Source organism: Stutzerimonas xanthomarina DSM 18231 (assembly GCF_900129835.1).
Lineage (GTDB): Bacteria > Pseudomonadota > Gammaproteobacteria > Pseudomonadales > Pseudomonadaceae > Stutzerimonas > Stutzerimonas xanthomarina.
Genome location: NZ_FQXA01000005.1, coordinates 177,294 through 196,442, shown reverse-complemented (window position 1 = coordinate 196,442; position 19,149 = coordinate 177,294). Strand labels below are relative to the sequence as shown.

The window sequence follows — 19,149 nt, the reverse complement described above, 5'->3', positions numbered from 1 at the left end:
GAACGGCTGACGACATGTCCGATCGAAATCTATCGATGCTTCGTAATACTGGCCTTAGCTACGCAGGCCAAGCGTACGCCATGCTCATCGGCATCCTTATTCTGCCCTTCTATCTCGGGCACCTGGGCGCCGAGGCCTATGGTCTGATCGGCTTTTTCGCAGTTCTTCAAGCCTGGCTGCAGCTGCTGGACGCCGGCCTGTCCCCTTCGTTGGTTCGTCAAATTGCGCATTTTCGCGGTCGTAACGGCTGCGCGGCGCAACGCTACGAGCCGGGACAATTATTGCGTTCATTCGAAATCATCTTTCTGCCGTTGGCACTGCTCACCGCGTTCAGCATCCATTTCGCCAGCGGCTGGATCGCTCACCAATGGTTACAGGCAGAGGAGCTGAGCAACGCCACGATCGTCCATTGCATCAGCCTGATGGGCTTGATAATCGGCCTCAAGCTCTACGCCACGCTCTACAAGAGTGGCCTGCAAGGGCTTGAGCTGCATGCTTGGCTGAATGGCGCTAATGTCACCGTCGCCACACTGCGCTATTTCGGTGGGCTGTTTCTGGTGGCCAATATCAGCCAGAACCCACAGGACTTTTTTGTTTTCCAGGCCGCTGTCGGGCTGCTCGAAACCCTTATCTTCGCCGCCAAGGCGTACAGCTTGATGCCCACCCCAAAGCTGCTGACCGGCTTCAATTGGGCAGTGGTCAAGCCGGTGCTGCCGTTCGCCGCTGGCATTTCGCTGACTTCGGTGCTGTGGATCATCCTGACCCAGCTGGACAAGGTGCTTCTGTCGAATGTGCTGCCGCTTAACGAGTTCGGCTATTTCTCGCTGATCGCGCTGATGTCGACCGGCATCATGACGCTGACCAATCCACTGGTGCAGACGTTGCTCCCACGCATGACGATGCTTGTCGCCGAGGACCGAATCGCCGACATGCAGGCGCTCTACCTGAACGCGAACCGGTTCGTCTGCAGCCTGTTGTTTCCCTTGGCGGGGGTGATTGCCTTTCACGCCGCCGATCTGGTTTTCGCCTGGACCGGCGATGCAGAGGCAGCGAAATGGAGCCGCCTGATACTGCCCTGGTACGTCGTCGGCAGCGCGATCATGGCCGTAACCGCCTTTCAGTTTTATCTGCAATACGCCTATGGGCAGCTACGGCTCCATGTGTGGTTCAGCGTGGTCAGCGCAGTGTTGAGCATTCCCGTGGTCGTTTACGCAACCGTCGAGCATGGCGTGTACGGCGCAGCGCTGGTCTGGTTCGGGTTGCGCATGCTGACCTTCCTGATCTGGCCGTCGATGGTGCACAAGCGCTTCGGTGCGCGCCTGCATCGACCATGGCTACAGGACCTGTTGCGTATCACGGCCATGACCGGCCTGGGTCTGCTGATCGGCGAATCGGTTTTCGCCGCCATCGCCAGCGAAAACCGATTCGACATTCTTCTAGGGCTGGCCGTCAGCGGACTGATCTGCCTGACGCTGGTGACCTTCACCTCCAGGCCGGTAGTGATGCGGCTTTACGTAATGATGACCAAGCCGAGCGTTTGAAATGGATACCCAATCGAAAACCGAACAGGACGTCATGGCAGCCTGGGGCGACCAAAGATCTCCCCTGCTGAGCATCATTTGCCTGACCTACAACCATGCCGCGTTCATAAAGGAAACGCTGGACGGTTTCATTCGGCAGCAAACCGACTTCCCATTCGACGTGGTCGTTCACGATGATGCCTCGACCGACAGTACAGCGGCTATCGTCCGCGAATACGCCGCGCGTTACCCCAACTTGATCAAGCCGATCTATCAGCAAGAAAATCAATATCAGCTAGGGGTGCCGTTCAGCACCCGACTGTTCGCTCAGGCCCGCGGCAGATATATCGCCTATTGCGAAGGGGATGATTACTGGACGGACCCACGCAAGCTGCAGATCCAAGTGGATTTCCTCGAAAAACATCGTGACTACGTGATGACTTACCACGATGCATTCATGTTCAACAGCCGAGGCGTCGTCCGTACCCCTCACCTGACCGGTAAGTATCGCAAGGACGCAACCGCTGTTCAGCTGCAAAAGGCGCGTCCGGTTTCCACGCTGACCGTCTGTTTTCGCAACCTTTTAAAGGAGTTGCCACCTGAGTTGCACGGCGTCGAAGTGCTGGATATCTGCTGGTGGTCACTGCTGGGCGCGCATGGCAAGGGCAAGTTCATCGAAGAGATAAAGCCGGCGGCTTACCGTGTGCACGAAGGCGGCATCTTCTCGATGCGCAGCAGCAAGCAACGCATCCAGATGACCACGCACGCCTATTACAACCTCGCTCGTTACTACCAGCGCATCGGCGACCAGCCGCTGTACGAGTACTTCATGATCCAGGTATTCGCTCAGGCGCTCGCGTCGATCTCGCCGCTCAGCAAGCTCCAGGCACTGGGTCAGGTCTTCCAGAACATCAGCATCAATCTTTTGCGCAGGCTGACCCCAGGTGTCTGACGAACAGCTGGTCGTCTCTCCCGCTACCGCACCGATGGCGCAACACTCAAGGAAGGAACCCGCAATGACTGCCATGGCCCGCTCTTCGCTGGACTACGACGCAGACAACCGGATCGATCTGGCGCGCATTCTGCGCGTAGCGTTCGATCACAAGCGTCTGATTTTCACCATCACCGCCCTTTTCGCGCTGCTCGGCGTCGCCTACGCCATTGTCGCCACGCCGATCTACGAAGCCACCGCGATGATCCAGATCGAGCCAAAGAAATCAGGGATCACCGGTATTCCCGAATCCGTGCCCCGGCCGAACTCGGTATCCCAGGCAATCACCGAGATAGAACTGATCAAATCCCGTGCGGTGCTGGGCAGTACAGTCAATGATCTGAAGCTGTACATCACGGCGCGACCCAAATATGTCCCGCTGCTTGGCAGTTATCTGGCGCGCCAGCACGACCCCGAAGAAGACGGCGAGCTGGCTGCACCATTGCTGGGAATGGACAGCTACGCCTGGGGTGGAGAAAAGCTGGACATCTTCCAACTGGATGTGCCGGAAGCCTACCTGGGTGAGAAATTGCTGCTGCGTGCAGGCACTGCGGGCTCATACCGTCTGTACGATTCCGACAAAAAGTTGCTGTTGAGCGGCAAGACCAACCAAGCCGTGCAGCATGACGGGTTTCGGGTACAGGTCGCCGAACTCAAGGCCCGCCCCGGCACCGAGTTCGTCGTCGTGCGCAACCGCCCGCAGACCACGGCCCTGGACTACCAGAAGCGCCTGAAGGTGGGTGAAGCCGGAAAGGACTCCGGGATCATCTATCTCACGCTGGAGGACCCGGATTCGGATAAAGCCAATCGGGTGCTCGACAAGATCAGTCGCCTCTATGTCCGGCAGAACATCGAACGCAGCTCTGCCGAAGCGGCTCAGCGCTTGGAATTCCTGAGGTCGCAGGTACCCATGGTGCGCAAGGAGCTGGAAAAGGCCGAAGCCGCCCTTAACGACTATCAGACCAGTGCCCAGTCGGTGGATATCAGCATCGAGACCAAAGGTGTGCTCGACCAGATCGTCGCACTGGAATCACAGATCTCCGAACACAACCTCAAGCGCACCGAATACAACCAGCTCTATACGCCGGAACACCCGACCTACCAGACGCTGATGAAAAAGATCGACCAGTTGCAGGCGCAGAAAGCTGCGCTGATGGGCAAGATCGACACCCTGCCGATGACGCAGCAGGAGCTGTTGCGCCTGAACCGCGACATGCAGGTCACCACGCGCACTTACACGCTGTTGCTGGACAAGGCACAGGAGCAGGACATCCTACGTGCCGGCACCATCGGCAACGTGCGTGTTATCGACAGTGCCTACGCGGTGGTGGAAAAACCGGCCAAGCCCATCAAGCCCCTGGTGGTGCTGGTCGCGATCTTCGTCGGGCTGCTGGTGTCGGCGATGGTGATCTTGCTGCGGCAGGTGTTCTATCGCGGTATCGAAAGTCCCGAGACCATCGAACATCTGGGAACACCTGTATACGCAGCGCTGCCTTTCTCGCCGAAACAGGAGCACCTGTACCGATTGAGAAAAATCCGCGACGGCAGAAGCAAACTGCTGGGTCGCGCCGATCCAGCCGACCTGGCGATCGAGTCACTCCGCAGCCTGCGCACCAGCCTCAAGTTCGCCATGCTCGAAGCACGCAATCAGGTGCTGGTCATCACCAGCCCGACGCCCTCGGTGGGCAAATCCTTCGTCGCCAGCAATCTGGCCTCGGTCATTGCCCAGGCTGGCCAGCGCGTACTGCTGATCGATGCCGACATGCGGCGCGGCTATCTGGCCGGCATGTTCGGCCTGGCGCCACGCAATGGATTGTCCGACGCGCTGGCCAGTAATTTGCAGCTCGCCGCCGTGGTCAGCAAGACCGATCAGGCCAACCTGCATTTCATCGCGAGCGGACATTGCGCGCCCAACCCCTCGGAACTCCTGATGCACGAGAACTTCTCCCGCTTGCTGAAAGAAGCCGAGCGTGAGTACGACTTCGTGATCGTCGATACCCCACCCGTATTGGCGGTAACCGATGCCGTCCTGGTTGCGCAACAGGCGGGCACCTGCCTGTTAGTCGCTCGTTATGGGCTGAGCACTGCCGGCCAGGTCGAAGCCTCCAAGCGGCGCCTGGCGCAGAACGGCGTACTGCTCAAAGGCGCCATTCTCAATGGCGTCAAACGCAGGGCTTCGAGCTCCGCCTACGAGACCGGTGCCTACGGTTACTACAGCTATTCTCAAAAAACCTGACACACGCGAGGGATATGCCCGTGCTCAGAACCATCTCGATGATGCAGCCCTACCTGTTCCCCTACCTTGGCTATTTTCAGCTGATCGCGCGCAGCGATGTCTTTGTACTGGGCGACGACCTTCAGTACGTCAAGGGCTCATGGATTAACCGCAACCGGGTACTGGCGAACGGGCAGCCAAAACTGATCACCTTTCCGTTGCGCAAAGCCAACCAGTTCTTTCCGATCAACCAGCGCTGGCTCTGCGACGAGTTCGAGCTCGAAGCGCAAAAGCTGCTGAAGACCTTGGAGCTCGTCTACTCACGCGCGCCACACAAAGCTGAAGTTATGACACTGGTGCGCCAGATTCTGGCGCACCCGGAACGCAACCTGGCGCGCTTCATCGAGAACTCCATTCGCCGTATCTGTGCCTATTTGCAGATCGCCACACCGATCCGTATCGGTTCAGAGATGGGCTTGCCAGCGCGCATGGACAAACAGGAGCGCGTGGTCACTATCGCCCACAAGATGAATGCCGAGCTGTACGTCAACCCGATTGGCGGCACGGCGCTCTACTGTCCCGCCTATTTCAGGTCGCACGGGTTAGCGCTGCGCTTCCTGCAAATGGATGACCTGAGCTATCCACAATTCAACCAGCCCTTCGTGCCCTCGCTGTCGATCATCGACGTATTGATGTTCAACAGCCGAAGCGAGGCACAGGCACTACTCAAACGTTTCTCGCTGGTCGAGGGGGTCGAGCACTCGACTGCGTTGCAAGGCGCATGACGGCAACAAGACGGACCAGCAACAAAACTCGCTATGGATGACAGCTCATATGACCGCGTGCAGCAGCAGCCCTCGTTGGTACCTGATCCAAACCAAACCACGCCAGGAAGACCGTGCTGAAGACAACCTCCGACGCCAGCATTTCGAATGCTATCGGCCGGTAAAGCCATGCGAAAACGGCGGCAAAAAGACAAACGAAGCGTTATTTCCGGGCTATCTGTTCATCCGGCTCGATCGCCATATCGATAATTGGTACCCCATCCGCTCCACTCGCGGCGTTGCCCGCGTAGTGGCCTTCGGCAGCGAACCGACGCCGGTCAGGGACGAACTTATCGAGCAATTGCGCCAACGCTTGGCTAACGAAACCGGCTCAGCCGGTGCGCCACGGTTCGAATCCGGCGATCGGGTTCAACTTGTCGGCGGCAGCTTCCGCGACGTGGAAGCGATATTTGTCAGCAACGACGGCGAGAAGCGCTCGGTAATTCTGCTCAACCTGCTTCAACGAGAACAGAAAGTCAGCGTACCAACACGCTATCTCGGCTGTTGCTCGCCGACCTGATCCAATGATGAATCGCCTCAAGGATGTCTGCGATGAAAGTTCTTCTGCTGCATAGTCTGTATGCGCCTCACATCGGCGGAGGCGCAGAGATCGTAGTCCGCCAACTCGCCGAAGGCCTGCAGGCGAGGGGCTGCGAAGTGGTGGTGCTCGCCACCGGGCCGGAGCCGGGCCTGAATCCTGAGCACCTTGGCGGCGTGCTTGTCTATCGCGCCGGCTTGTCCAATTTCTACTGGCACTTCACCCAGGCCAAGCCAAACCGGCTGCTGCGTCTCGGCTGGCATTGCCGGGACCGCTACAACAGCAGCATGCGTCGGCATGTGCGCGAAGTGATTGCACACGAGGAGCCCGACCTGGTGCTCTGCAACAACCTCACCGGTTGGTCGATATCGGCCTGGGACGAGATCAGTGCGGCCGGCCTGCCCATTGTTCAGGTACTGCACGATCTATATCTGCTCTGCCCTAAAGACACCATGTTTAACAAAGGCCGAAGCTGCGAGGGCCAGTGCAGCCTGTGTGCGGCATTTCGCCGGCCACATGCGGCGGCCTCGACACAGGTCGCTGCCGTGATAGGTGTCAGCCGTTTCGTCCTGGAGCGGATCACGGCCGAAGGCTACTTCGGCCAGGCCAGCCAGCATGTTGTACACAACTGCATCGACCCTGGCGCCAGCTCCTCGGGTTTGCCACGTCCGCGCCACAGCGGCCTGTTGCGCTTCGGCTACATCGGCACGCTTTCGGAAAACAAAGGCGTGAGCTGGCTGATCGAGCAGTTCCAGGCGCTTTCCATCAATGCCACGCTCGAGATCGCTGGTCGCGGCAAGTTGGACTATGAAGCAGAGATCAAGGCCCTCGCCGATCCGACCAAGGTGAGGTTTGTCGGGTACCAGCCATCCGAACGTTTTATGCGGGGAATCGATGTGCTCGTCGTTCCATCGATCTGGGCCGAGCCCTTCGGCCTCGTCGCCGTCGAGGGCTGCGCACAACATCTGCCCATCATCGCAACGAATATGGGCGGTCTGCCGGAGATCATTCAGAACAACCTGAACGGACTGCTATGCACACCAGCAGATCCCGACTCCCTTGGCAGAGCCATGCTGAAACTCTGCCTCGACAGCGGTCTGCGCCAGCGATTGTCGGAGCAAGCGCGTCCTAGCGTTGCCGACTTCTTGAATACGGAGCGAATGCTCGATCAGTACCAGACGATCCTGTATTCCACGCTGCACGGCCGGAGCGCCCATGATGAACCCGACTTCAATGACCATTTCCCACCGCAGGTCGAGCCCGCTCGCGATTGACAAGCCCACCGTAATGGCACTGATTGCAGCCTCGCTGCTGATCAGCGAAACCTTCGCTGGGGCACTTCGCTATTACCTCGATATCGCAGGTGCGCCCGCCCTGCTCTACTTGCCGAAACTGGCCTGTGTCGTGGCGGTGGCGCTGGAAATGCCGAGGGCGCGAAGCAAGCCCGGTGTATGGCTGGTGCTGTTCGCAGTATTGGTCTCGGGCTTGCTTGCGCTGCTTCACAGAGCCTCGCTGAGCAATGTCGGCTTCAGCGTGTTCATTTACATCCCGCTGTTGTTCGGGTTGTTCTGCGGCGCCTATCTAGAGCAGAGCACGCGGCTGCTCAACTGGGCCATCGCGTTCTGCCTGGTTGCCTCGCTTATCGGCATTGCGCTGGACATGTTCACCAACGTGCCATGGAAGGGCTACAGCTACATGATGGGCGACGTCGAGTTGACTGCTAACAAATCCTGGGCGTTTGGCAGCACCGACCGGCTTGCCGGGTTCGCGCGGATGTCGACAAATCTAGCGGTAATGATCGCGCTGTACAGCCTGTTTCTGGCGGCGTTCCTGCGGTCACGGCTCCTGCGCCTGATGCTGTACCCCGTGGCGTTCGGCGCGATTTACCTCACCACGAACAAGTCCACCGCCGCAGCCTACCTGTTGACCTTGATGATGCTGTTTCTTGCAGGCTATCGCATGCCCAGCGCCGCGGCATTCTTCATTGCAGTGCTGACTGGCTTGGCCTTACCGGTCGCCAGTCTGCTTTTGAACATCCCGCAAAGCGAGGCTTATAGCACCAGCGTGCTGGCGTCTTTCAATGATCGCCTGATCCATAGCTGGCCGAACTTCATCGACGTCATCATCAATGAGGGATGGGGCTGGTGGGGTGCCGGTTTCGGCGCGGTGGGCAGCAGCGCAGCAGCATTCCCGCTGGCCTGGCTCGATCTACTGAGCATCGCCGACAACACGGCGTTGTATCTCTGGGGAATGCTCGGCGTATTCGGCGTACTTCTCTATCTGCTGCTGTTCCCACTGCTGATGCGTCTGCATGACCGGGGTTCGAGATACCGCGACGCGTTGCTGGGCATCGTTTTCTGCACCTGCTTGATCGGCTGGGCCACCGACGTGCTGGAGGTGACCACCGCCACGCTATTTCTCGGCATGGCCATCGCACATGCGCTGACGCCCCGAAAACTGGAGCGGGGGCAGCTCGACGGCACCACTCCGGCACCGCGATATGTTGGGTTCGAACGCTATCCGCACAGAAATAGAGGGGATATGCCATGAGCATCGGTCAATGGACACGCCGGGTGGCGCTGCCCACCGCCCTGTACAGCGTCGCGTTGGGCGCGCTGGCATTGGAGGCCGAAGATCCGTTCATTATTGGAGTCGGTTCGCATGAGCTGCACCTGCCCGCCAGCCGCGACAAGGGCTTCGAATTACTACGTCAGGCGGGTATTGAATCGGTACGGACCGACGCGCACTGGGCGTTTGTCGAACGCCGCCGCGACAAACTCGCGATTGAGCCTCACTGGAACGGATACCTGGCCAAGACCCAGGCGCAGGGCATCGACAGCCTGCTGATTCTTGGGTACGGCAATATCCACCATGGCGACGGCGAGAAACCGCGCAGCGAGCCGGTTCGAGCCGCCTACAACCGTTACGTGGCGTTCGTCGCGCAACAGCTGCGCGGTCGTGTACGGCACTACGAAGTCTGGAACGAATGGGACCTTGAGAACCCTGATGATCCTGAGTTCACCCAGGACTATGCACGGCTGGTTGCCGACGCCGCGGGAATCATCCGTCAGCACGATCCCGACGCCAAAGTGCTGGCCGGGGCGGTCACCAGCGAAGGCATCAAGTCCGGCTTTGCCCTGCGCCTGATCGAGGCCGGGGTCATGCAGGCTGTCGATGGGCTTTCCCTGCACCCCTACGTCCATTGCTACGGTCGCGGTCGCAGCACGCCCGAAGCCTGGATCGAATGGCTCACGGAAATTGATCTAGAACTGTCCCGTGCCGCCAACCAGCCGGTCCCGCTCTACCTGACCGAGATGGCCTGGCCATCGCACAAGGGCGCATGCGGCTTCGATGAAATCACACAGGCAGCCTATCTGGCCCGTAGTTACTTTCTCGCCAAAACGCTATCCAACGTGCGCGGCTATTGGTGGTACGACTTCCGAAACGATGGCACCGATCTGCGCGAGCGAGAGCACAATTTCGGTCTGCTTCGCCAAGACTACTCACCGAAGCTGGCCTACCAGGTGCTAAGGGTCATAAGCCCGGTTATCGAACACTTTCAGTTCCTCGAGCGGGTCGGCGAATCGGACGACAGCGTGGTACAGCTCAGGTTTGGCAACGACAAGGAACAGCTGCTGATCGCCTGGAGTACCGGCAAACCGCGCTCGGTCAGTATCGCCTCGAGCAGCCTGAGGTCAGGCGCGGTGGAACTGATCGATACCGCACAGCCGGACAAAGGAAGGACTGCTGCCGCGAGCCAGTGGCAATGCCCTGCAGATGGCAACAACTGCTCGACCCGCATTGAGCTCAATGAGTTTCCCAAGATCATCAGCCTTGGCGCGTCCGATCCAGCTGCGATCGCGTCTGAACAAACGAACCTGGCACTGGATTTAGAAAACTCAAAGGAAAGAGGAACTTACCGATGATCGTGATCAATGCACGCTTCCTGACCCAGGAAATGCGTGGGGTACAACGTTTCGCCGAACAGATCTGTCTGCAGCTGAAAACCCTGCGCGACGACCTCGTGTTCGTCGCACCAAACGACATCTGCCTGCATGAAAGCGCCGAGCGTTTGCAGGTGCGCCGCATCGGACGCCATCGAGGCCATCTCTGGGAGCAAGTGGACCTTCCACTCTGGCTGGCCCGGAATGGCAGCCCGCCACTGGTATCCCTGTGTAACACCGCACCGCTGATCTATGGCAATCAAATCGCCACGCATCACGACATCACTTACATCAGGCACCCAGAAAGCTATTCCAGGACCTTTGCAGCCATGTACCGAACCCTGACCCCACTGCTGCTTGGACGCGTCAAGGCGCTAGTAACCGGGAGCGAATTCTCGCGTTCGGAGATCTCGGCCCACTACGGCTACCCGGCAAGCAAAATCAGTATCGTGCCCAGTGCCGTTGACGAGCGCTTTCGACCTTTCTGCGTAGACACAAGTACGCGCACCACGGCGCCCTACCTTCTGGCCGTTTCGTCGCCCAGCACCCACAAGAATTTCGCTCGAATGGTGGCAGCCTTCCTGCGCATTGAAGGCCACGATGAGGTCGAGCTGCGCATCATTGGTGATTCCAACCGGGTGTTTGCCTGCACGCTGCACGATGTCGACGGCAGTCGCCGTATCCTAAATTTGGGCAGACTCCCTGACGAAGAACTGGTCGAGGCCTACCAAGGTGCTGCGGCCTTCGTGTTTCCATCGCTATACGAGGGATTCGGCATTCCGCCTCTGGAAGCACAGGCATGCGGATGTCCCGTAATCGCCGCACGCGCCGCGTCCATACCTGAGGTTCTGGGCGACAGCGCGCTGTACTTCGATCCCCTGAAAGTCGCTGATATCACCCTAGCCATGGAGCGCATTCTCAGTGACGAAGCGTTGCGTCTGGATCTACGCCGGCGCGGCAAGGACAACGTGGCCCGCTATTGTTGGCATTCGTCGGCACGACAGCTTTCCCGACTGATAGACAAGGTGTTCATTGGCGAGCGCGAGACCGATGAAACTGGCACTGCATCGGTTTCGCTTAGCCAACCGAAGCACTGACGAGACGGCCCTTGCCTCAGCGGGCCGGAATCTCCCCTCGATTGAGGTTCTGCTCGTTTCGACTCCTCTGCTGCCGTATCTGCGGCCAGATGCTGCTCCCCCCAAACATCAAAGGAAGGCCATCGTAATGAAAATCGCCATAATTCATGACTGGCTAGTGACCTATGCCGGTGCCGAAAAGGTCCTTGCCGGGTTGCTCGATGTCTGGCCAGAAGCCGACCTGTATGCCGTGATCGATTTCCTCTCTGACGAGGACCGCGCCAACCTCGGCGGCAAGCACGCCACCACCACCTTCATCCAGCAACTGCCGAAGGCGAAGACGCACTACCAGAAGTATCTGCCGCTGATGCCGCTGGCCATCGAGCAGCTGGACATGTCGGGTTATGACCTGGTGATTTCCAGCAGCCATGCCGTCGCCAAGGGCGTGTTAACCGGCCCGAACCAACTGCATATCAGCTACGTTCACTCACCGATCCGCTATGCCTGGGACTTGCAGCATCAATACCTGCACGAAGCGAGCCTTGATCATGGGTTCAAGGCCAAACTGGCGCGCATGCTGCTTCACTACATGCGCATGTGGGATCAGCGCACCGCTAGCGGTGTGGACGATTTTGTCGCCAACTCGCACTTCATCGGTCGGCGCATCAACAAGAGCTACCGCCGCGAATCCACGGTGATCTACCCACCGGTCGACACGCGTCAGTTCACGCTTCACGCGGCGAAAGAGGATTACTACCTGACGGCCTCGCGAATGGTGCCGTACAAGCGCATCCCGATGATTGTCGAGGCGTTCTCCCGAATGCCCGACAAGAAGCTGGTCGTAATCGGCAGCGGGCCGGAAATGGAAAAGGCCAAGGAGCTCGCCACGTCGAACGTGACGCTGATGGGTTACCAGAGTTTCGCCGTCCTGCTGCACCACATGCAGCGCGCCCGCGCCTTCGTATTTGCAGCCGAAGAAGACTTCGGCATCGCCCCCATCGAGGCCCAGGCGTGCGGCACCCCCGTCATTGCTTACGGCAGAGGTGGAGTATTGGAAACCGTAAGGGGAATCGACCATCCCGAGCCAACCGGCGTGTTTTATACCGAGCAGACGCCCGAGTCCCTGATGGCCGCCGTGGCGCGCTTCGAGACGCAAGCGCATCAGATCCTGCCTGAGACATGCCGCACAAGCGCAGAGCGATTTTCAACCGAACGATTCAGGCAGGAGATCAAGGCATTCGTCGATACTAGGATTCGAGAGGTTTCGTTGCTCCAAGGGCAGGACGCGCTATTGGATTTGCCGACCATCACCCCTCTGAACGTGGCTCAGGTTTACCCGACTGCAGTACCCATGAAGCATGCCTGACCGAGTCCTCACTCCCCCATTGCGAGGCTTCAAGGATGAACACAACCACCGCATCAAACTGCTTCCAGACCATTTCCGCATTAAGCCTCGCGTTGTTGATCGGCGGAACGGCGGGCGCCCACCAAAGGTCGATAACGTCAAGCGAAGACGGGCATCTGCACGAATACGACCACGCCGAGCAGAGCAAAACCGGCTGTGCAAATGGCGGGCGGACAACGTTATTCAATCTCGGAGTGCACCCTCACGCTCTGCACTGTGCAGGCGCCTCCAGCTTCGATACTACGGCGCCCGCACCGATCCGCCTGGCTAAACCGCTTTCCGGCAACCGGTACCGCTCGGACGAACCCATTCGCTATTCGTTCTAACCTCAAGATTCTCGGAGTCGCTATGGATAGTGCAGACCAAACCCAGCAAACCCTGGTATATGCCGACGGATATTCCTACACAGAATTTTTCCAGGCCCCCGAGCTGCCCGGTACGCCCGACGGAAACAGGTTGATAAGTGTCTTCCATGCATTTTTTACCCCGGACCGCCAACCTGTATTCACCGCAGTCGAGCCATCCGCTGAAAAGCTACCAAACGCCAACACAACAGCCGACCAGCTCGCCTGACTAGCACACCAACGTCCTAGCGATCCTGTTATTCGCTCTGACGCAGCGCCGCAACGGCCTTGCTCAGAGCGCCACGCACCCCGGGTAGCGGGTCGCTCACGTTCCACACCGAGACAACCATGACATCGAAAACCACAGTGGTTACCGTGACCTACGGCGACCGGCTGCCCTTTGTGCAGCAATTGATCGAGCGCGCCCTGAGCTTTGCTGCAGTCAGCGATGTAGTGGTGGTGAGCAATGCATCGCTGGCGTCACTCGATCAGTTGGTCCAGCGCTGGCCGGGGCAGGTCCGTGTAATTGAGCTGGCCGAAAACACAGGGTCTGCCAATGGCTACGCCGTGGGGCTCGAGGCCGCGCTGGCGTCCGATGCTGATTTCATCTGGATGATGGACGACGACAACCTGCCCACTGCCGCTGCCGTATCGATCCTGCACCGTGAGCTCACGCGCCTGACTGGCCTGCTCAGCTCGGATCGAGTCGCAGTCCTGGGTTATCGTGAAACACAACAGGCCGACATCGCGCAGGGCATACCTGCCCGATACATCCGGCAGCCGCGTTCCAGCTATTTCGGGTTTCACATTGCCCAATTGCCTTACAAAATCTGGCGGCGCCTGCCTTGGGGCAGACGAGCCGGCCCGCTGCCGACAAGCATCAGCCTGCCATTCGCGCCCTATGGCGGCATGCTCGCGCACCGCAGCCTGTATAAGCGGATAGGTCTGCCGCTCAGGGAGCTTGTCCTTTACGTTGACGACACCGAGTACACCCGGCGCATCACGGCCAGCGGTGGGCAACTGTTTCTTTTTACCGAAGCGGTGATCGAGGAGCTGGAGCAGTCCTGGAACACTAAACAGCGCACCCGAAATATCTATGAAACCTTCCTCCTCGGCGAGTCTGATTTCCGCGCCTATTACACCGCGCGTAATCAGGCCTGGTTCGACAAGAACGTCTGGGCCGCCTCCCCCCGGCTCCATCGCATCAACCGAGCGATGTTTCTCACGCTCCTGCGCCTCGTAGCTCGACTACGCAACAGCCGGGGACGGCTGGCACTCATTGAGCAAGCCATCCACGACGGCGAATCCGGTGCATTAGGAATGAGCAAGATGTTCCCATTGCGTTGACCTGGCCACCTTAGGCGTATCAGCGACATCAGGAGCCATGCATGGACATCGCCTCAATGCAACGCGACGAAAACAATTTCGACTTTCTACGTTTCTTCGCTGCGTCTGCAGTGGTGCTCGGCCACTGTTATTGGCTGTCGGGACTGGGCGCTGTCGAACCGGTACGGCTGTTCACCGGCTCCATGGACACCGCCGACATTGCGGTAAATCTGTTTTTCGTCATGAGCGGTTTTCTTATCGCTGCCTCTTGGATTCACAGCCGTAGCAGCGTGGACTTCGCGGGCAAACGCGCGCTGCGCATCTTCCCGGCGCTGGCGGTATCGACGTTGTTCACGGCCTTCATTGTCGGCCCGCTGGCCACCGACCTGCCGCTAAGCGAGTACCTGCTCAATAGCCAGACCGTACGCTATCTCACGAATGTAGCCTTGTTCACCCAGTTTCATCTGCCTGGCGTGTTTACCGCAAACCCGTTTCCCGGCACCGTCAACGGATCAGTCTGGACGCTGCCTTACGAAGTGCTGATGTACACGATGCTGCTGACGCTGGGGCTGCTCAAGCTATTCGGACGAATCGCCGTACTGGTGGTCCCCATCGCGCTTATGTTCATCCATTTCCATCTGGCGCCTAACCTTGGACTGGAGAGCGACATGCTGCGCAAGGTGACTCGCCTGGGCATGTTTTTCTTTCTCGGTTCAGCGCTTTATCTGTATCGCAAAATCCTGCCCTGGAACTGGAAGATCGCGCTTGCACTGCTTTCGCTATCGCTGATCAGTGCGAGGACCGAGTGGTGGTTCCTGGTGCATGTGTTGACCCTGCCCTATCTGACCATTTACCTGGCGCATCTGAAGATTCCGCGGCTGTCGCGCTTCGGCCGATACGGTGACTTTTCGTACGGCATCTACATTTTCAGCTTCCCGGTGCAGCAGCTATTGGTTCATTGGCTGGACCCGGAGCTTCCGCTGCCAGTGTTCATGGCGATCAGCCTGACTGCGAGCATCGCTATCGCTGCACTGTCTTGGCATCTGATCGAATCGCCAGCGCTGCGCCTCAAACGCTTCCTGCCAGGCAGCCGGCAAGGTGTCAGCGGTGCCGGCCTTACCCCAGCGCCCTGAGCGCCATGCCCGATCGCGCCTAGGGAGTTGACTCTGATGATGTGCCGCCGCCCTCAATCAGACGGCGAATGGTGGCGACCAGCTTCTCGAGCCCGGTGCCCTTGGGCAGAAAATAATCGACCAGATCGCCGACTGGCAACTGCTGGGGCAGCGCAGCGCTCATCATCAGGATCGGCACGTCGTCGTACGCCCGGTTCTTGCGTATCGTGCAGACCATCTCGTAGCCATTGAGCTCGGGCATCATGTAATCCGTGATGATCAGCGCAGGCTTCTCCTGCTCGAGCTTGGTCAAACCCTGCGCGCCATTCGCCGCTTCGACGACCCGGTAGCCCTCGTCCTCGAGAACCATCACCATCAGTTTGCTGAGGCCGAGCTCATCCTCGACCAGCAACACGAGCGGTTCGAGTCTTTGCGGTTGCTCGTCACGCATCCCGCGCTCCAGCTGAGGATTGACGGTGAGGCTGCCCCGTCACGACCCCCTCGGTACGCTCCATCCGCTCTCCGAGCTTGAACCCTTTCTCGCCCAGATAGAACTCATACACGTAGGGATCGAAGCCGCTTTCACGCATCTTCAGAATTGCCAGCGTACGGTAGAGCCTCGATTCGAGTTCCGCATATCTCAGCAGAATGATGTTCTCGGCAATCGCCGAGACCGCGGCGAACTGCAGGCCGTGCTCGCCGCCGACGATTTCGGCCAACTCAGCGGTGAAGATAGTTGTCACACCCTCGCAACGCAGGATAGCGGTGAGTGTGCTGACAAAACGCCCCAGCCGCTGCTCGTTCACTGCCGCCTGCTTGAACGCGTCGATGCCATCGATGAACAGCCGTTTGACGCCCCGTCGGCGAACCTCCGCAATTATTTCTTCGGCGAGCTGATCCTGTAACAGCTCGGTTGGGGAGTGATGAACCACCTCTACCACCCCACTGTCGATCAGCGCGCCTAGCTCAAGCCCCAGCGCTTTCGCACGGCGCCGCAGCCTGTGGGCGTCCTCGTAGAAGCCAAAGATAAGACCGGGTTCAGCCTCGCTGCTATCGCAGATGAAGCTCAAACCCAAAGTGGTCTTGCCGACACCGGTCGGCCCCACCAACAAGGTCGTCGATGAGAACGGGATACCGCCCTGAATGACTTCGTCGAGCCCGGCGACGCCGATGCTCAGACGCTCGTCGCGCATAGGCGCGGACTCCAGCTCACCGGTGACCGCTTCGAGCCGAGGAAATACCCGAAAACCCTCGCTGGTGATCGAACTCATGTGCCGACCGGAGATGAAGTCGCTGCCACGGAACTTGCGCACCTGCAGGTAGCGGTAGGTGCGGAACTGATCCTCGTCGCTGCCCAGGTGCAACCAACCATCAACCATAGTGAACTCGGGGCTGCCGGAATCGCGCTTGCTGTTGGTCAGTAATAGGATTGTGCAGCCAACCACGTCGGCGTAAATCGACAGGTCATTGATGAACTCACGAAAGGCACGCTCCGAGGCAGCGTTTTCTTCCAGCGCGAACAGGCCATCAATCACGATCAGCGAGGCCTGCTGCCGTTTTCCATTGCGCGTGAGGTAACGCAGGATGCCTTCCAACCCGTCGGTACGGAGGATGTCGAAAGCACTTTCATAGACCACCGATGTGCCGGCGTATTGATTGTCCATGAATTGCATATTCTGCAAATGGCGAAGCAGACGATGGTGGGTTTCAGCCAGCAAGGTCACGTACAGCGAGCGCTCGCCACGAGCCGCCCAGCTGTAACAGATCTGGTTGGCTAAAATGGTCTTTCCCTCGCCCGGCCCACCCTGGACGATGTACACCGCTCGGGGCAGCAGCCCGCCCTTGAGGACGGCGTCCAGTCCCGGCACGCCGGTCGGAACATGAGTCGGCGCGGTTGGCGAGTAGATAGAGTTGTCGGTCACAGCAGCTTTCCGTTTCGATCAGTGAACGCATGGTAGCAAAGGGGCTCGGACCTATTTAATCCCCGGTGCATATTGGTCACCTGCCACACTCGATTGTTCACGTTTGATACGGTAACGACAGGGAACCAGCCAGTGGTGTTGCTTGCTTGATCCGGAGGCCGTGTTAGGGTCTTGTGAGCTATTACACCCGAGTCGAGTGCCGCAGCCTGTCATCAGCACATCATCGCCAATGCTAGAGGCGCAACGACAAACCCCCTACCATCGCGCCGCCGACCGCAACTGAACCACCTGGATCTATGCAAACCACCCACCTACCTCGTTTGGACTTGCGTCGACTGATCATTCTGCTGGCAATGCTAAGTGGCTTGATAATCCTCGGTATCAGCTTTTACGCCAGCTATAAGGTTCAGCGTGATTCGCTGATTGGCAGCACGCTCGCTGCCAATCGTGCATACGCCTCGAAGTTGGCAGACGGGACTGAAGGGTTCTTTCGTACTGCTCAGCAGCAGCTGGCTGTGAGCGCCGAGAGCATTGCCGCCCGGTTCCCTGACATCAACGTATTGAATGCTGAAGCCAGACGGCTTCAGCGACAGACCGACAGCTTCAATGCCGTGGTCATTACCAGCGCCCAGGGCGTGGTGATGTCCACCGCTCCAGATACCGGACTACTGGTCGGCAGGAAGCTGGATTCACCAGGCGCGCGCCAGGCCCTGGCGGAACGCAAACCCTTGATCAGCAGCCCGTACATTTCGGCGCTTGGCACCTTGGTCGTTCTGATATCCCAACCCATCGTGGCCGATGACGGTACCTACCTCGGCTATATCGGTGGGGTGATCTATCTGCGCGAGCGCAACATCCTCCATAGCATGTTAGGCGAACATTTCTATCAGGACGGCTCCTACCTGTATGCCGTCGACCAGTCGCGCCGACTCCTGTATCACCCGAAGCCTAAACGGCTGGGTACGGTGGTAGCAGAAAACGAAGTCATTGACAGGGTGCTGCTCGGTGAATCAGGCAGCCTACGGGTGGTCAACAGCCAAGGTGTGGACATGCTGGCTGGCTACGCAGCCTCACCGGCGGCAGGCTGGGGGATCGTGGCGCAGCGGCCAACAGCCGACACCTTGCAGCCGCTCGACAATCTGATGCTTAAGGTCGTCCGCCAGACTGCGCCTCTGGCTCTGCTGACATTGTTGTGCATTTGGGGCCTGGCGACACTGATCACGCGTCCACTGTCGCAACTGGCGCAGCGCGCCAGCGAAATGGATGCACCCAATAGCGCCGAGCGCATCCAGCGTATCCGCTCGTGGTACTTCGAAGCTGCGCAGCTCAAGCGCGCTTTGCAGCTGGGTATCAACCTGCTGCACCAGCGCATCGGCAAACTCAACCTCGACGCCCAAACCGATCCGCTGACCGGCCTGTATAACCGTCGCGGCCTGACGCTCGCCCTCGAAATGCTCAGCAGCGAAGGTCGGTCCTTTGCGGTCATCGCGCTGGACATCGATCATTTCAAACGCATCAACGACACCCACGGCCATGACATCGGCGATACCGTCATCCGCCAGATGGCCGGGTTGATGAGAACCTGCTCCCGGGATGCCGACATTCTCTGTCGCAGCGGCGGCGAGGAGTTCTTGATGCTGCTGCCCAATACCACGCTCGATGCGGCACATCTGGTTGCCGAACGCCTGCGTACCGGCGTCGAGCTGGAGCAGATTCCGGTGGTCGGCCACATCACCGTTTCGCTGGGGATTGCAGTCTGGCCGTTGCACGCCAGTGCCATCGAACGTGTGCTCAAGCTGGCCGATGCAGCGCTGTACCGGGCCAAACAGCAAGGGCGCAATCGCTCCGAGATCGCGGAACCAGATCAGTGCTCGCCAGCTGATCTAAAACCAGGCGCCTGAGCTGCGCAAACATCTTTTCTCGGCGTCCTGG

At 59.0% G+C, this 19,149-nt stretch carries 16 protein-coding genes; 14 read left to right on the top strand and 2 right to left on the bottom strand.

Annotation, left to right across the window (positions count from 1 at the left end):
• Positions 1-14 precede the first annotated feature (14 nt).
• The 13 genes from BUE09_RS14390 (at position 15) to BUE09_RS14330 (ending at position 15,316) form a co-directional block, all read left to right on the top strand.
• Complete coding sequence (locus tag BUE09_RS14390; protein WP_073301670.1) at positions 15-1,541, top strand: lipopolysaccharide biosynthesis protein; 1,527 nt, start codon at positions 15-17, stop codon at positions 1,539-1,541.
• A gap of 1 nt (position 1,542) precedes the next feature.
• The gene (locus BUE09_RS14385) at positions 1,543-2,472 is read left to right on the top strand and encodes a glycosyltransferase family 2 protein (RefSeq protein ID WP_073301668.1); all 930 of its coding nucleotides are present in this window, start codon (positions 1,543-1,545) and stop codon (positions 2,470-2,472) included.
• A 64-nt stretch (positions 2,473-2,536) separates the two neighbouring features.
• Positions 2,537-4,747: a polysaccharide biosynthesis tyrosine autokinase gene (locus BUE09_RS14380; RefSeq protein ID WP_073301666.1), complete on the top strand. Its 2,211-nt coding sequence runs from the start codon at positions 2,537-2,539 to the stop codon at positions 4,745-4,747.
• 20 nt (positions 4,748-4,767) lie between these two features.
• Complete coding sequence (locus BUE09_RS14375) at positions 4,768-5,511, top strand: WbqC family protein (protein WP_073302018.1); 744 nt, start codon at positions 4,768-4,770, stop codon at positions 5,509-5,511.
• 37 nt (positions 5,512-5,548) lie between these two features.
• Entirely contained in the window at positions 5,549-6,070 is a 522-nt protein-coding gene (gene rfaH / locus BUE09_RS14370) for a transcription/translation regulatory transformer protein RfaH (RefSeq protein WP_073301664.1), read from the top strand.
• A 32-nt stretch (positions 6,071-6,102) separates the two neighbouring features.
• On the top strand, positions 6,103-7,362 hold the full coding sequence (locus BUE09_RS14365; RefSeq protein WP_073301662.1) for a glycosyltransferase family 4 protein: 1,260 nt from the start codon (positions 6,103-6,105) through the stop codon (positions 7,360-7,362).
• Positions 7,307-8,638, top strand: coding sequence for a hypothetical protein (locus BUE09_RS14360; RefSeq protein ID WP_073301660.1), 1,332 nt, complete (start codon positions 7,307-7,309; stop codon positions 8,636-8,638). The genes BUE09_RS14365 and BUE09_RS14360 overlap by 56 nt, the downstream gene beginning before the upstream one ends.
• Entirely contained in the window at positions 8,635-10,014 is a 1,380-nt protein-coding gene (locus BUE09_RS14355; protein ID WP_197675235.1) for a hypothetical protein, read from the top strand. Before BUE09_RS14360 ends, BUE09_RS14355 begins: the two co-directional genes overlap by 4 nt.
• Positions 10,011-11,129 (top strand): glycosyltransferase family 4 protein, encoded by a 1,119-nt coding sequence (locus BUE09_RS14350; protein WP_073301658.1) that lies wholly within the window; start codon positions 10,011-10,013, stop codon positions 11,127-11,129. Before BUE09_RS14355 ends, BUE09_RS14350 begins: the two co-directional genes overlap by 4 nt.
• A 127-nt stretch (positions 11,130-11,256) precedes the next feature.
• Positions 11,257-12,474 carry a glycosyltransferase family 4 protein gene (locus tag BUE09_RS14345; RefSeq protein WP_073301656.1) on the top strand — a complete coding sequence of 406 codons (1,218 nt, stop codon included), beginning with the start codon at positions 11,257-11,259 and terminating at the stop codon, positions 12,472-12,474.
• Positions 12,475-12,861: 387 nt separating this feature from the next.
• Complete coding sequence (locus tag BUE09_RS14340) at positions 12,862-13,086, top strand: hypothetical protein (RefSeq protein ID WP_073301654.1); 225 nt, start codon at positions 12,862-12,864, stop codon at positions 13,084-13,086.
• Between the two features lie 119 nt (positions 13,087-13,205).
• Entirely contained in the window at positions 13,206-14,204 is a 999-nt protein-coding gene (locus BUE09_RS14335) for a glycosyltransferase (protein WP_073301652.1), read from the top strand.
• Between the two features lie 41 nt (positions 14,205-14,245).
• Complete coding sequence (locus BUE09_RS14330; protein WP_073301650.1) at positions 14,246-15,316, top strand: acyltransferase family protein; 1,071 nt, start codon at positions 14,246-14,248, stop codon at positions 15,314-15,316.
• Positions 15,317-15,335: 19 nt separating this feature from the next.
• Here the strand turns inward: BUE09_RS14330 and BUE09_RS14325 are convergent, their stop codons facing one another.
• The gene (locus BUE09_RS14325) at positions 15,336-15,746 is read right to left on the bottom strand and encodes a response regulator (protein WP_073301648.1); all 411 of its coding nucleotides are present in this window, start codon (positions 15,744-15,746) and stop codon (positions 15,336-15,338) included.
• Positions 15,739-17,217 carry an ATPase domain-containing protein gene (locus BUE09_RS14320; protein WP_073301646.1) on the bottom strand — a complete coding sequence of 493 codons (1,479 nt, stop codon included), beginning with the start codon at positions 17,215-17,217 and terminating at the stop codon, positions 15,739-15,741. The genes BUE09_RS14325 and BUE09_RS14320 overlap by 8 nt, the downstream gene beginning before the upstream one ends.
• A gap of 296 nt (positions 17,218-17,513) precedes the next feature.
• On the opposite strand from BUE09_RS14320, the gene BUE09_RS14315 reads away from it, so the two are divergent.
• Entirely contained in the window at positions 17,514-19,118 is a 1,605-nt protein-coding gene (locus BUE09_RS14315; protein WP_073301644.1) for a sensor domain-containing diguanylate cyclase, read from the top strand.
• The last annotated feature ends 31 nt before the right edge of the window (positions 19,119-19,149 follow it).